This window comes from Flavobacterium aquidurense, from assembly GCF_031458035.1.
GTDB classification, from domain to species: Bacteria; Bacteroidota; Bacteroidia; order Flavobacteriales; family Flavobacteriaceae; genus Flavobacterium; species Flavobacterium aquidurense_C.
In genome coordinates this window covers 378,184-393,550 of sequence record NZ_JAVDXR010000002.1, presented here as the reverse complement: position 1 = coordinate 393,550, position 15,367 = coordinate 378,184, and the positions used below count along the sequence as shown (strand labels likewise).

The window sequence follows — 15,367 nt, the reverse complement described above, 5'->3', positions numbered from 1 at the left end:
ATTGTTATGCTAAAAAAATTACAAATGACCTGCCTAATAAGCATCTTCTTTGCCGGAGGTCTTAATGTGCGATTGTATGCTCAGGATTCCCAAGATTCAACCGCAACAAAAACTACAACCCCTGCTCCTATCATAAAAAAAGGTATTTTAGTTCACGGCGTGGTTAAAAACGCAAAAACAAAATTAGGTTTATCAGGAATAAACGTAGCTGTCACAGGTTTCTCTGCAGCTATTACAGATGACGAAGGTAAATTTGAAATTAAAGTTCCTCATTTAGAGGCGCTGTTAAATATCAGCGGTCAGGATTTTCAACCTAAGGTATTCGCTCTTAACAATAGAGAATCTGGCATTGAGATATTTCTTTTCGATCCTTATTATTCCCCTGTTTATGAAACTGCCAATTTACCGTCAGGTTCAGAGAGCCAATTTGGAAATACCAAAGCCGCAAGTGTTGTCAATTTCAAAACCAATCAATGGTCTAGCCCAATAAAAGAATCTATTGGAGATTTTATCCAGGGAAGAGCTGCCGGACTTAATAGTATTCGAAGATCAGGTGTTCCAAGTGCTGGTGCTTATTTGACTATTCGTGGCTTTAACTCTTTGTACGGATCAAATAAACCTTTGATCATAGTTGATGGAATGATTTATGATGACGACGATTACGGTGCCGGAATTATTCAGAATAACAGTTCTTCGCCTTTAGATAATATTGATGTAAAAGATATTGAAAACATTACGGTTCTTAAAGACGATTCATCTCTTTACGGAACTAAAGGTGCAAATGGTGTCATTATAATCAACACTACACGCCCAACTGATTTAACAACCAAAATTGATTTTACGATGTACGGAAGTTTTAACGAAAAACCTAAACAGCTTCCGCTTTTAGGTTCTGAGGCATATCGTACTCATATTTCACAATTAGCAACAACTGCTGGGCTTACACCTGATCAAATTGCCAGTCAGCCTTATATGAATGATGATTCTCAGGTTCCGGGATATTACAAATATCATAACGAAACTAATTGGCAGGAGAAGGTTTTTGACAATAGTTATAGCCAAAATTATTTTTTAAAGATTCGCGGTGGTGATGATATTGCAAAATACGGGCTGTCTGTTGGATACCTAAATAATGAAGGAATTGTTCCAAACACTTACGCAAATCGTTACAGCACGCGTTTAAATGCTGCATTACGTTTGACCGAAAATTTTATTGTCGATGCCAATTTATCTTTCATCAATAATATAGAAAGTCAAAGAGATCAGGGCCTTGCTTACAAAACAAGTCCGCTTTATTTAGCTTTAACAAAAGCACCATTTTTAGCAGCAAATGCTATTAATGATGCAGGAGAAGTATCTCCTAATATTGCTGATACAGATTATTTTAATGTCGGAAATCCTCAGGCGATTATTGATAACGCCATCGGAACAAATAAAAACTATCGCTTTTTTGGTAACCTGAATTTCAAATATACCATCAATAATGATTGGAATGTAAACTCACTTTTTGGTCTAACGTACAACAAAGAGCGTGAATCTTTCTTTATTCCGGATTTAGGAGTTGCAGATATTGAGCTTCCAATTGCAATTGCAAAAAATCGCTCTGGCAGTGATGTACAGCGCTTGTACACCATCTATACTGATACCTATGCGAATTACCTGAAAAACTATAAAGAAGATCACAATTTTGATGTACGCTTTGGTTTCAGAACTCAAAATAATAAATCAGAAAATGATTTAGGCTTAGGATATAACTCTCCTACTGATGATTTTACGAGTGTTGGTTCAGGATCCAGCCTTTTACGTGTAGTTGGCGGAACATTGGGAGAATGGAACTGGTTAAATTTTTATGCAAATGGTAAATATAACTTTCGTAACAAATACTTCTTCTCTGCCAGTTATGCATTAGACGGATCAAGTCGTTTTGGAGATAATCCGAATGGAAACAGCAAACTAGCTTTAATGAGTTCGCTAACTGGTGCATGGTTGGTTTCTTCTGAAGATTTTATGAAAGATTCTAATGTATTTGATTATTTGAAAATCAGAGCAACTGTGAGCCAAACCGGAAATGACGATATCGGAAACTTTACTGCACAGCAATATTATGTTTCTCAAAACCTTTTGGGAATGCAGGGATTAGTTCGTGGTAATATCGGAAATCCTGATTTGCAATGGGAAACCGTTAAAAAATTCAACTTAGGAGCTGACTTCGGTTTGTTGAAAGAACGCTTAAATGTTTCTGTTGATTTCTTTTCAAACAAAACAGAGGATATGATTATTTATGAATCCATTCCGGTTCAAAGTGGTTTTGATTATATGATTACCAATAGCGGAACAATGAAGACTACTGGTGCAGAATTATCTATAAACAGCCGTATAATCAATACTCCGGATTTAACGTTTGACTTAGGATTGAATTTAGCGACGTACAAAAACAAAATTCAAAGTTTACCTGACGGAGATATTACAACGCAATTTGGCGGTGCAACCTATTTAACATCAGTTGGGCAGGATGCTAACTTATTTTACGGTTTTAAAAGCAACGGAGTGTATGCTACAACTGCTGATGCCAAGACTGACGGTCTTTCTAAACGTTTAAGCAACGGAGAATTACTTCCTTTTGGTGGTGGTGACATGCGTTTTACCGACACAAATGGTGATAAGGTAATTGATGACAAAGACCGAGTTGTTATCGGTAATCCAAACCCGGATTTAACTGGAAATATTACTGCAAATGTTACATACAAACGTTTCAGCCTTCAGGGATTATTCAATTTCTCAATAGGAAATGATCTTTATAACGGACTACGTTACAACCTTGAAAAAATGAGTACTTATGAAAACCAAAGCATCGCGGTTGAAAATCGTTGGAGAGCTGAAGATCAAATCACTGATATGCCAAAAGCAACTTATGGTGACCCATTAGGAAACAGCAGTTTTTCAGACAGATGGATCGAAGATGGTTCTTATTTAAGATTAAAAACTTTAGTAATCGGATATGATTTTAATGTGGAGAAAATGAATTATATCAAAGCAATAAAGCTTTACGCTACTGCTAATAATTTATTTACAATCACAGATTATTTAGGTTTTGATCCTGAATTTAGCCCTACCTCATCAATATTTGGTCAGGGAGCAGATATTGGTTTAACTCCTCAGTTCAGATCATTTCAGCTAGGATTACGTTTAGGCCTTTAATTATTTTTTACACTATAGAGAACATAAAAATGATAACAACAATTAGAACAAAGACAAAAAATAGTGTCATACTAATGATGGTGATGCTAGTGTTTAGCTTAACCTCATGTGAGAACTATCTTGATGTAGAACCTGAGGATAAACTAGCCGGCGAGCAGGTGTATCGCGACATTTATGATGCCGATGCCGCAGTAGTTGGAGTTTATGGAAAATTCATGAAACTGGCTGAAAAACATGTAATCCTGAACGAAATGCGTGCCGATTTGATGACGACAACCCGTAATTCAAGTCCGTATTTGAAAGAGATTTCAGAACATAATGTTTCGGCAGATAATCCTTATGCAAGTCCAAAAGAGTTCTACGAAGTAATTCAGAACTGTAATGATGTCCTGAAAAATTTCGATATCATGCTGGCTAAAAAGAAGTTTTCGCAATCTCAGTATGATCAACGTTATGCTGATATCGGAGTGCTTCGTTCATGGATTTACCTGCAATTAGGAATTCAATATGGAAGCGTTCCGTATATCACAGAACCTATTGAAAATATTAATGATGTAAAAAATCTAGCAAAAACGCCCAGAATTTCGTTTAATGAATTATTGACCAAATTGGTTGCTTTTACTGAAGGCTTAACCTATAAAAACCAATACGATTCTGAAAGCAGTTTAAATATTGCCGTTGACGGTTATAATACTGCAAAATTCTTCATCAACAAAGAATGTTTATTAGGTGATTTACAGCTTTGGAAAGGAAATTATCTGCAAGCGGCTCAACATTACAAAAATGTGATGGAAACCTCTTCAACAAGTGGAAATGACTCTGAGCGTTTTGATATGTACCGTGTAAAACTTGCCGAGGTTACCAATAATAATGACTTAGCGGTTGGTTATATAAGAACTCGTGAACAGGATATTAATGCTTTAATCGATGAAGATACTCGCGGATGGAGATCTATTTTTGCCAGAGACAGAGACGTTTTGTGGAATACAGAATGGATTTGGTCTTTACCATTCGAAAATAATTTTGCTCCTAAAAATCCTTTTATCAATATCTTTTCAAGTAAACATGGAAGTTATTTAGCAAAACCTTCTCAGCGTGCCATGGATTTATGGAATACCCAAAAACAGCAAAACGGTTTCCCATATGATGCCCGCGGACAGAAATTTACTTACAAAATGGTAAATGGAGATCCGGTAATTATGAAATACCTGTACAGCAGCGAAGCTATTGTTAGTGACATTCAGCCTACAAAAGGACAATGGTTTTTATACCGTGCAGCAAAATTACACTTGCGCTATGCAGAAGCAGCGAACAGAGACAATCAGCAAAAAGTTGCCTATGCGATTTTAAACATCGGGATAAAAGGAACTTATAATATTCCAAATCAAGTAGATGTTACTGATATTCAGAAGACAAATCTTGGTTTTCCTTATGATTTTGATGCCCGTCAGGGTGAATATCCATACTTCAGAGGTAATTGGTACCGTGGTGCAGGAGTTCGTGGAAGAGCTTATGTAACGCCAGCAGGAAATATTGGAGATGATATGCTAACTACTGAAAACAATATTATAAATGAAGATGCATTAGAATTAGCATATGAAGGAAATCGTTGGGAAGATTTAGTTCGTATTGCTTTACGCCGAAATGACCCTGCTTATTTGGCTGATAGAGTATATGAAAAACTAAGTAAAGAAGGAAACAGCAGAGCTGAAGAAGTTCGTTCTAAGTTAATGAATGTAAACAACTGGTATTTGCCTTTTGCCTGGTAATCTTTTACGACAAAATTAAAAAACAAAAACCTCGAAAAATTTCGAGGTTTTAGTTTTTTAAAATATACCGTTTTCTACGTAACATCATCAAAATTATTTTTAATTAAACCCAAAAATTTAAATGTATTATTTGTTGCCTTTTTGTAAAGTTAATACTGCTCCTGTTCCGCTCTTTTAGAGTCTACTATCTGCAAATTAAAGATAATTTCTTAAAAATATTAACAAATTAGTTTTCTAGTGGCGTGTTCCAGCAGGTACATTTTTAAGTTCATCCTGTTTTTGCTCCAAACTAATATAACTCAATACAATAAAAAGAGTATTATTTTATTTGAACTTTCATAATTGATCTGCAAAATCCATTCAGAAATTAAACAACAGCAGCGACTTTTTAAAATAAAGTTTTTTTTTCATTCGCAAAATCACTAACTTGTTTAGAATTAGAACTACTTCCAAGTATTAATACCGTTCTCCAGTAGTTTACTTCTCTATTTTTCGAAACAAATTATAGTGCAAAGTTCCTTAAGTAATTTTTCTAACACAAAAAAAAAACAGACTTATTATGCGAGTGTCAGTCATCCGAAAAAATATAAAATTAACCCCAGATTCCCGAAGAGTTGTAGCCCGATATTTTATGAATGGTGATGAGCGAACCCAGCAAATGGTCATGCGCATCATGATGTTGGATGAAAAACAAGTTGTAGAAACCTTAGAACAAACACTTAGGGAATTTGCCAGACGCCATCGAAATATTTCGGCTATATTTTTTAGACATTGCGAAAAAATCAGAGATTTAATCGAAGCAATGCAAATTGATTACGAAGCGATATCCCTTAATCGAAAAATGCTTATTGGTTCTTATTGTACAATGGAATATGCAATAGAATCTGCCGCAATTTTTAATCCTTCAATTGTAGAAGATTTTGATCAGTCAGGTTTAGAAGTCGGAGAAAAACGCGTTATTATTTCTTTTCGTGCAACAGGTGAAGGTCACATCTCCTCTATTGTTTTTAGAAGGGCAATTTTGGATAGGGACAACAATCTGCAGGTGATGAAAATTGGTACCAACATTGACAAGGCTGAAATTATGCACAAAACCTTTTTCAATAAAGAGCGATTTTTAATGAAATTGTCTGAGATGCATACTCAGGATAAATACATAACGCAAATTATGCAGGAGCTTCCTGATGAATTTGAATATACTATTCTAAAAAATCTTGTAAACACAGCTTTAAACGATCCTTCAATTCGCGAAGAAAGAAGGACTGCGCTGAACGAAATAATCTGGTTAGCCAAATCATTTTATGATTTAGAATTCAAGCATGATTCTGATATTACCGAGCGTGTTATATTTCCAATATCAGATTCTGAAAGCCGTGGTATCGAAGATGCCCGTTTTGTTCGCTTTACTGATGACGATGGTTCAACCAGAGTTATGGCAACTTATACGGCGTATAATGGTCATACGATTCTGCCTAAACTTATCTCAACCGAAGATTTTTATACCTTTAGAGTAATGCCTTTGCATGGCGCAGGTGCACAAAATAAAAACCTGGCTTTATTTCCCCGAAAAATAAAAGGCAAATATGCAATGCTTGCCCGCATTGATGGTGTGAACAATTACATTATGTATTCTGACAGAGTTACGCAATGGAACACTCCTATACTACTTCAGGAACCGCGTTTTACATGGGAGTTTACACAAATAGGGAATTGCGGATCACCACTTTGGACACAAGATGGCTGGCTGGTAATTACTCATGGTGTAGGTACAATGAGACGTTACTGCATTGGTGCATCGTTGTTAGATCTAGATGATCCATCTAAAGAAATTGGAAGATTAGAAGAACCGTTGCTTTCACCATTAGAAGACGAACGTGAAGGGTATGTTCCTAATGTTGTGTATTCGTGCGGTGCAATTATTCACAACAATAGTTTAATATTACCTTATGCCGTATCTGATTATTCCTCTACTTATGCCATAGTTGATTTAGCAGAATTGCTGGATACTTTGAAGAAAAGTCATTAATAATTAATAATTTATAACCAAAAACCTCTAAAATCAAATGACTTTAGAGGTCTACCAAAAATCTGACAAATCTATTTAAAGCTGCTTACTAATCCTTTTATTTATGCAGAAACTTTTAAATTACTTAGCATACATTGCCCCGTAAGATCAACTGCTGAAAATTGCAAGGCTTCTAAAAAAACCTTTACTTCATTTTTTACATCCTCATTGATTCCTTCATAAAATATCTCGTTTCTATCTTGATTTTTTCTTTCCGGTAAAATTAACATAGGTTCTAAGCTATTAAATATTTTTACGACGTGTGTGTTTGGCAAGTGATCTGTTATGATCTCCGTTGCCGATTTTGTTTCAAAATCAGGTAAAAAGGTTTGAATATTAAAAATCGAATTATTAATGTGTAATATTATTTTATCAGTCATGTCAGGCAAATCATTTAACCAAGCCTCAAGATTTTCCCGAGGAATAAACAATAGTATTATATCAGCACTCGCCGCTTCCTGTTTCGTAGCCAATTGTACTTTCTCACCCATTTTTTGCACTGTCTGCTTTAAGATATTATTATCACGGGCATGACTGATTAAAACTTCGTATCCTGAATTTACTGCTCTGCTGGCGAGGTCTAATGTAAAATTATTTACGCCGATGATTCCTGTTTTCATACTCTTTACAATTTGGTGCTTTATATTACTTTAACTTTATAAAATATTTTCTTTTTAGTAGTAAATACATTATAAATTTGTTAAAATTCTACGATTACTGTTATTACAAATATAACTGTAAACATTGTTGAGAGACTTGAACAGACCGTACTAATAAATCTACATTTCTGTAGATTTAAAACTACAAGAATTAAATTTTATAGTATGTTTGTATGAATAGAAAAATCATTTCGATGCTAAAAAAGCGGTTGTTTTCATCCTTGAATTATTATTGTCTTTTGCTACTAATTGCTACTTCTGGAATTTGCCAGGAAAATTATAAGGCAAGATGGTACACTGCAGATAATAATGAGTTACCTCAAAGCAGTGTAAAAGCGATAGTACAAAGCAAACACAATTTTATTTGGATGACCACTGAAAATGGTCTTGTCCGTTACGATGGTAATATTTTCTACGTATTCAATTCTAATACGACCAGTTTAAAACAATGTCGATTTACTGCGATTTCAGGAAACATACAAAAAGATAGTTTGTACTGTTACAATGAAGGAAAAACCGAGTTGGTTCTTATTAACAACAGAAAAGTTCAGATAATCAAAAATAAACGGATTGAGTTTAACATTACAAGAAATGGAAAACGCTTTTTCTATCATGACGGACTACCTTCAATTAATACCGTAAACCCTCACGAGCCTTATTATATTACGTTGCCAAACGGGAATATGTATTTTATGGATAATGAAAAAGTAGAATTTTGCAATGCTAAAATGAAAAGCATTTACAAAATAACCTATAAAAACAATAATATTTTTAATTTTTTTGTGATTGACGGCATCCTTTACTACCTTAAAGATAATGGTGATTATGATTACTTTTCTAACGGTGTAAAATACTCCGGAAAACTGGATCCGTCTCTTTTTAAGACAAAACACAAATTAATCTGGAACATTACTGCCAATCAAATTTTTCTTTGTTCAAAGAATAAAATACAACTTCTAACCTTAAAAAACAACCGTTTAGAAGCCCTGCCAATAGTAGACTTTAGTGAGTTTAGCAAAAGTAATATTGTTTCCATTTATTACGATCAAAAAAGCCGAAAACTCTATTTAGGAAGTGCCACAAATGGGTTATGTATTATTTCATTTCCAGCTTTTAAAGCAGTAAAAAGAGATTCTCATTCGACAGATGTTTTTTATGCCGCCCTCCCATTTACCGATAATTCAATTGTTGATGTAGAAGGATTGATCATTAATAACAAAAAAGTGGTTGACAGCCTTCCATTTGAACAAAGTACTTTTTATACGGAACGCTTATCAATGACTAAAGATAATGATGAAAATATATGGATAGTATTGAAGTTTAATGTGTACTGCTATTTGAAAAAAACAGGGTATAAAAAATACGTTTTGTATCCTTTTAAACAGGTTCCAAAAACTTTATTTAAGGATCAAAACAATACCATCTGGGTCAGTTTAAATAAAGATGAATTTCATAAGTGTAATATATATGCCATAAAGAATGGAAAAATCACTCACTTTAGAACAATGGATAGCAATATCAATTGTATTAAACAATATGATAGTAATACACTTTATTTAGGAACCGAAAATGGTTTATATAAATATGAAATTAAATCTGGCCGACTTCTTTTTGTTAAAAACTCTAAAAAAACAAACGTTAGAAGTATTTTTATTGATAGTGATAAAAAAATATGGCTGACCACCTATGAAAAAGGTTTCTTCCTCTATTCAAATAATGTTTTAAATTCTTTCCCAAAAGATGAGGACAATTATCTTAATTCATCCCATTGCATAGTCGAAGACAAAAATGGATTTTTCTGGATACCTACTAATAAAGGGCTTTTTCAGGTTTCCAGAAGCGAATTACTACAATATAACAAAAGCAAAAAAGGACCCGTTTACTATCATAAGTATAATAAAGACGATGGTTTTCTAACTAATGAATTTAACGGAGGATGCGATCCTTGTGGAAATTTCCTTCAAAATGATGAGATTGTTTTTCCTTCTATGAATGGTTTTGTATTTTTTAATCCGTATAAGGTTTCGCCTTTGCTTCCCTCTAAAGATATATTTATTGACAAAGTCATTGTAGACCAGAAAAGTTACTCTCCGAAAAATACTATTACATTGGAAAACAATTTTCAAAGGGTACGTTTTTTAATAGCGTATCCCTATTATGGCAATCCTGAGAATATAAATATCGAAGCTAAACTGGACAAAACCACCAATAGCCGCTGGGAGAAATTAGGAACCGATAAATCGATATCTTTTACGACATTGCCCCCTGGAGATTATACGCTTACTTTAAGAACCATGTCTGGTTTTAATGAAGGCTATACCTTTAAAAAATTTGCCGTGATTGTGCCGGCAAAATTCTATCAGACACTTTGGTTTAGTATATTTTGTTATTTTTTAGTCTTAGGATTGATAATGTTGATATGGTATGCCCGCTTGCATTATGTCAAATTAAAAAACAAAAAACTAAAAGATATTATTGCCGAAAAAACTAAAAAATTAGCAAAAACAGTTCATAAACTCGAAAAGACACAAAACAATCTAAAACAGGAAATCAAGCAACAGGAAACATTGGTAAAAAGTATGAGTCATGACATTAAAAGTCCGTTGAAATTCCTGAACACTTCTATAAACCATATATTTGACAATGAAAATATACAGGACGATCAAAAACTAAAACGCCAGATCGAAAATATTCAGCTGTCATCCTTTCAATTATATGAATATGTTGAGAATCTTATTAAATATTCGACCATATTTATTGAAGGAAAAAAACTCGAAGAAAAAAGTTATTCCTTGTATGAGCTGATTGAGGAGAAGATTCAGATTTTTGAAAAAATTGCCGCTACAGAAAATACCGTAATATATAATGAAATTAATCCGGATATTTTTATCAGAACAAATAAAAAAGCATTGTCTATTATTGTCCATAATTTACTTGATAATGCCGTAAAGAATACAAAAGATGGACAAATTGAATTACAATGTATCACAAAAGACAATTTGCTTGCTTTTATAATTGTAGATAATGGAAAAGGTATGCCTCAGGAACAAATTGATTATTACCTTGATTTTTATAAAAATCCTATTGCGAAAAATTACCACTTAGGATTACACATGATTATTGAACTTCTTCTTATCATCAAAGGTGAAATCAATATTGTAAGTAGGGTTAATGAAGGAACGACGATTGAAATAATTGTAGAGTATAACTAAACCTCAAAATTTTTATACAAATTAATGAGTTCCACCAGATTATGAACTTTAAGTTTTTCAAATACCCTGGCTTTGTAGGTACTCACTGTAGACATGTGAATATCTAGTAAATTTGAGATTTCGAGATTACCATTGCCATGGATTAATAATTCGGCAATTTGAAGTTCTCTTTTAGATAAAACATCTCTGGGGTTTATTGGCGCTTTGGTAACTCTGGCTTCTACCAATTTACTCAAAAGTTCGGGAGAAATATAGGTCGAAGACTCGAAAATAGAATTTATGGCAAACATCATTTTTTCTTCACTGGATAATTTATTCAAATATCCATTAGCTCCGGAAGAAATATATTTCAACGCATATTGTTCTTCCTCATGTGCCGAAAAAACAAGTATTTTAACAGCCGGCTGAATAGCTCTTATATCACCAATCATTTCAGTACTTTTTCCGCCCGGAATATTGATATCCAAAATAACAAGATCAAAAGGAACCAATTTTAAAATAGCAACGGCCTCGAAGAAATTTTCGGCATTCGATATTTCTACATTTTCAATTTGTTTTTCTAAAACCATAGCAACACCATTACGTACTACTAAATGATCGTCGACTATTAAAACTTTTTTTGTGGTATTTAAAGTATCCTTTTTCATAAATAATTACCTGAAATTGGGTGGTATTAAATTATTTTAAAATCTAAAAAAATTCAATTTAATTAATAATCAAAGTTTAGATTCGGTAACAAATATAGCCAAATTCTATTATCGAAACTTTACGTAATTATCGAGGATAAAAAAAGGGAAATTTTGCGCTTCCCTTTTCTGATTAATTTATCTTTTTACAAAAGACACATCATCGACAAGACAAAAAGCATTTGCCTGGCCTGCAGCTATAAAACCAACCTCCGCCTTTCCTCCTTTTACAGCAATATTTTTAATCACGATTGTTTTCCATTCTGCATTTTCATTTTTGATACTGGTTTTAAATGTTTTAGAATTGCTTAAAGCGTACATTTCCAAATTATCAAATCCTTTGCTGTTTTTTATTTTTGCTGTTAAAGTATAAACGCCGTCTTCGAGTTTTACGTAAGGCGAAGACGAAATTACCTGAAATGTTTTTCGCTTGAAATTAACCTTGTCACTAATATTCAGGCTCTTTTCGCCGATGACAATTTTTCGTTCATTTTCAGTATTAAAATGATTTAAAACCGGCGAATTAATACTGTCTAGTCCTATTTTATTTCCTTCAATTACTTCGCTTGCCCAGCCTGTCAATTGAATTTGGACAGGTTTAACGGGACTCGGAATATGTCTGCGATCCGCTTCAAAACTGCCATTTTTGATGTAATTGTTATCCTTTGCAACTTTCCAGGTTCCTGTTTCAGCATCCAGATTCCAGGAACTAAGTGAATTAAAATAAGGTGTTTTTACATCAAAAGAAAGCGGGCACCATTGATTATAACCAAGTCCATTTCCTGCAAAATCGGCCCATCGGTCACCACAATATACTATTGTCTCCTTCTGACTTCCTTTAACAGAAAAGAAAAAACCAGTTTGCGAAATGTGCGCAAAATCTTCTGCAGCACCGTTCATAACCAGCATTTCATTTGTCGGGAGATAAGGTCCTCTAATGTCATCTGCAACTAAATAATAGGCAAAAGAAGCATCCCAGCCATAAATATTGGAAGCAAACATGTAATATTTATTTTGATATTTGAACATGCAATTTCCTTCACGGCTTTCACCTTTAAAAACTTCCGTACAATCCAGCAGATTCACTTTTCCATCTTTCAGACCAATTTCAGAAACATAAATTTTGTTCCGGCCTTTTCCGTACGAATAAATAAGATATGATTTCCCGGTATCTTCATCTGTAAAAACGGTTTGATCGCCTGTATTACTGGTTCCGATCATTTTCTCCATATTTATTTTCTGATCCCATTTAAAATCTCCTGCAGGCGAGTCCGAAAGCGTGATCAATACTTCTTTATCATGCTGAACAAACATCGCATATTGACGAAGTTCTTTAATATAGCAAACCCCTAAACGTCCTACCCAGCTTTTTCCTTTCGGGTTTGCTATATCTTTCGTCAAAACGTTACCTTCAAAAGTCCAATTTACCAAATCTAAAGAACTGTAGCAGGTAACAGCTTCAAAAGTAGATTTTGCTAAAGTAACGGCAGGGTTTGCACGATATTGGTTCGCTTCAACATATTGCACACCATACCAGTAATATTTTTGTGTGCCCGTGAGCGGATCAGCAAATTTAAAAATTCCACCACCCTGACTATTTAGAGGCAGACCCTCTTTGGTATTCCAAAACACATCATTTTTAATATTTAGTTCTTGTGCTACGCTGGTGCCGGATAGCCCAATGATAGTAAATGACAACAGGATAATAAAATTAAAAGAAAAGCTTTTTCTAATTTTCATGGTTTTATGGTTAGGTTAGCGTCTTGTAAAAGTATCTAATAGCCATAAACTTAGCGTCATGTACTATCCTGCTGGTTATTTATGTAATTCTTAATTTAAGTAGCATTCAAATAGGTATTTCAAAGTAAAAAACTTACAAAATAGTTCCTAAGCAATAGAAAATATTCTATAAAAATAACAAAATCAAAAACGAATAAAGATTACCAAAAATGAAAGCGATATAACGTTTTTTTATTCCATTGATATTCATTAACTTGCAGTATATTCTTCTAAACTTTCGTATTATGAAAAAACATCTTTTGCCATTTTTAGTAGTTTTAGTATGCTTATTTAATCAGCCCATTTTTTCTCAAACCGATGATGACTCGGTAAAACCCCTAGGTTTGCCGGGAGATAATCTAGATCTTTACGCTGTATTAACTCTTTTTCAAAAGTCAAAAACTATTGAAGGATTTGAAAAGGATTTGAATCTAAAAGAAACTGGTATTAATAATCTTGATTTAAATCTTGACAAAAAAGTTGACTTTATAAAAGTTGTTACTAAGAAAGATGGTAACGCATTTACCTTTGTATTGCAAGTTGCTGTCAGCAAAAAAGAAACGCAGGATGTTGCCGTCATTTTAGTCAATAAAGACAAAAACGGAAAAGTTTCATTACAAGCTGTTGGAGATGAAGATCTTTATGGCAAAAATTATGTTATTGAACCATCTAAAACGGGTTCTCCTTCAGTAACTGCCAATCCGGCATATGAGGGTTCAAATCCGGTTACTGTCAATGTTCCCGCCACAACCACAGTCATTGTAGAACAGGTACCAATTGTACAGTATGTGTACTCTCCGGCTTATGTTCCTTATTATCCTCCTTATCACTATGGATACTATCCTCCTTATTTTGCAGCATTTACGGTGCTGGCAGTTGGTATTTATCGTCATAATAACTGGTATCATGGTGGTTATCATGGCGGACATTATCATGGTGGAAATACCGTAGTTATCAATAACAGAAATCAAATTAATCATTATAACAACCAGAGAAATCGATCAACTACTGTTGCTAATAATCGAGCTAACGGAAATTACAATACCAATAGAGGCAATTCATCATCTCGTCCATCGGCTGGAACATCAGATCGTCAGAACAACAGAGGTTCTTCTGCATCTAATAGACCATCTGCAGGAACATCAGATCGTTCAAACGTAAATCGTCCTTCTACTTCAGATCGTTCTTCGTCAGCTAATCGTCCTTCTACTTCAGATCGTTCTTCAGCATCAAATCGTTCATCAACACCAAGTTTTGATTCTGGACGTACCAGAAGCAGTGGTGGCAGCAACTTTAACAACAGCAGTAGCAGAGGCAGCGGAGGTTTTAGCGGCGGCGGCGGAAGCAGAGGAGGCGGAGGTTTTAGCGGAGGCGGTGGAAGAAGACGCTAAATAATAGTTCCTAAAAAAATAAAAATGGACTAAAAACTTTCGAAGTTTTTAGTCCATTTTTATTTAGTCCTGAAAGGATATATATCTTTATTTCTTAATTTGTAAGATCTGAAGCACTCATATCTCTTAAACAAACATATTTGCCATTTCTTTTTTCAAACAAGCTAATATAATTTCCTGAATTAATAATGACTTTACTAGAGTCTGTTAGCGTAAATGCGCCAGTTTCAACAACCTGATTTCCATCATTAGAAACAAAAACTTCATTTGTTTTAAATGAAATTACATTCGAATTTTCATTTAAGTCCGCTGTTAAAAATTCTCTAATTGCTGTTTTTCCAACTAAAGGTTTCCGGTTTTGATAATAACTGATAGCGTCTTCAGCATAATAGCCAATATCTTTAACCTCCCCTGCGTTATAAGTTGCAGCAAATTCATCTTCTTTTGCCTGAATTTCCTTTTTTACCTGCTCCTTATCAACTACTACGGGCGTTTCTTCCTCCTTTTTGGTATTACAGGCTAACATCGAAATTAGCACACTCCCTAATAATAATCCTTTTAAAATCCTGTTTTTCATATCATAAAAAATTAAAGTCTTACACCTTAAA

At 34.0% G+C, this 15,367-nt stretch carries 9 protein-coding genes; 5 read left to right on the top strand and 4 right to left on the bottom strand.

The annotated features are described in order from the left end of the window. The first annotated feature begins 24 nt into the window (after positions 1–24). From J2X17_RS04810 to J2X17_RS04800, 3 genes are all read left to right on the top strand, one after another. A complete protein-coding gene (locus J2X17_RS04810) occupies positions 25–3,198 on the top strand; it encodes a SusC/RagA family TonB-linked outer membrane protein (RefSeq protein WP_310295199.1) in 3,174 nt (1,057 codons plus the stop codon). Between the two features lie 29 nt (positions 3,199–3,227). Further along, positions 3,228–4,967, top strand: coding sequence for a RagB/SusD family nutrient uptake outer membrane protein (locus J2X17_RS04805; RefSeq protein WP_310295198.1), 1,740 nt, complete (start codon positions 3,228–3,230; stop codon positions 4,965–4,967). A gap of 559 nt (positions 4,968–5,526) precedes the next feature. After that, a complete protein-coding gene (locus tag J2X17_RS04800; protein ID WP_310295197.1) occupies positions 5,527–6,993 on the top strand; it encodes a glycoside hydrolase family 130 protein in 1,467 nt (488 codons plus the stop codon). 101 nt (positions 6,994–7,094) lie between these two features. On the opposite strand, the gene J2X17_RS04795 is transcribed toward J2X17_RS04800, so the two are convergent. Continuing rightward, entirely contained in the window at positions 7,095–7,652 is a 558-nt protein-coding gene (locus J2X17_RS04795) for an NADPH-dependent F420 reductase (RefSeq protein ID WP_310295195.1), read from the bottom strand. Positions 7,653–7,864: 212 nt separating this feature from the next. Here J2X17_RS04795 and J2X17_RS04790 point away from each other — a divergent pair, with 212 nt between their 5' ends. Then, positions 7,865–10,903, top strand: coding sequence for a ligand-binding sensor domain-containing protein (locus J2X17_RS04790; RefSeq protein ID WP_310295194.1), 3,039 nt, complete (start codon positions 7,865–7,867; stop codon positions 10,901–10,903). Here J2X17_RS04790 and J2X17_RS04785 read toward each other — a convergent pair. Beyond that, positions 10,900–11,550, bottom strand: a complete 651-nt coding sequence (locus J2X17_RS04785; protein ID WP_310295192.1) for a response regulator transcription factor — start codon at positions 11,548–11,550, stop codon at positions 10,900–10,902. The genes J2X17_RS04790 and J2X17_RS04785 overlap by 4 nt on opposite strands. A gap of 177 nt (positions 11,551–11,727) precedes the next feature. Next, positions 11,728–13,329, bottom strand: coding sequence for a family 43 glycosylhydrolase (locus tag J2X17_RS04780; protein WP_310295190.1), 1,602 nt, complete (start codon positions 13,327–13,329; stop codon positions 11,728–11,730). A 284-nt stretch (positions 13,330–13,613) separates the two neighbouring features. Between J2X17_RS04780 and J2X17_RS04775 the strand changes: the two genes are divergently transcribed. Then, positions 13,614–14,759, top strand: coding sequence for a dermokine domain-containing protein (locus J2X17_RS04775; RefSeq protein ID WP_310295188.1), 1,146 nt, complete (start codon positions 13,614–13,616; stop codon positions 14,757–14,759). A gap of 94 nt (positions 14,760–14,853) precedes the next feature. Here the strand turns inward: J2X17_RS04775 and J2X17_RS04770 are convergent, their stop codons facing one another. After that, positions 14,854–15,336: a YybH family protein gene (locus tag J2X17_RS04770; protein WP_310295186.1), complete on the bottom strand. Its 483-nt coding sequence runs from the start codon at positions 15,334–15,336 to the stop codon at positions 14,854–14,856. Positions 15,337–15,367 lie beyond the last annotated feature (31 nt).

What these genes read in the sequence shown, in the direction of transcription:
- J2X17_RS04800 (WP_310295197.1), top strand. Translation starts at nt 5,527, where the DNA reads ATGCGAGTGTCAGTCATCCGAAAAAATATAAAATTAACCCCAGATTCC.
- J2X17_RS04810 (WP_310295199.1), top strand. Translation starts at nt 25, where the DNA reads ATGACCTGCCTAATAAGCATCTTCTTTGCCGGAGGTCTTAATGTGCGA.
- J2X17_RS04775 (WP_310295188.1), top strand. Translation starts at nt 13,614, where the DNA reads ATGAAAAAACATCTTTTGCCATTTTTAGTAGTTTTAGTATGCTTATTT.
- J2X17_RS04770 (WP_310295186.1), bottom strand. Translation starts at nt 15,336, where the DNA reads ATGAAAAACAGGATTTTAAAAGGATTATTATTAGGGAGTGTGCTAATT.
- J2X17_RS04785 (WP_310295192.1), bottom strand. Translation starts at nt 11,550, where the DNA reads ATGAAAAAGGATACTTTAAATACCACAAAAAAAGTTTTAATAGTCGAC.
- J2X17_RS04795 (WP_310295195.1), bottom strand. Translation starts at nt 7,652, where the DNA reads ATGAAAACAGGAATCATCGGCGTAAATAATTTTACATTAGACCTCGCC.
- J2X17_RS04805 (WP_310295198.1), top strand. Translation starts at nt 3,228, where the DNA reads ATGATAACAACAATTAGAACAAAGACAAAAAATAGTGTCATACTAATG.
- J2X17_RS04780 (WP_310295190.1), bottom strand. Translation starts at nt 13,329, where the DNA reads ATGAAAATTAGAAAAAGCTTTTCTTTTAATTTTATTATCCTGTTGTCA.
- J2X17_RS04790 (WP_310295194.1), top strand. Translation starts at nt 7,865, where the DNA reads ATGAATAGAAAAATCATTTCGATGCTAAAAAAGCGGTTGTTTTCATCC.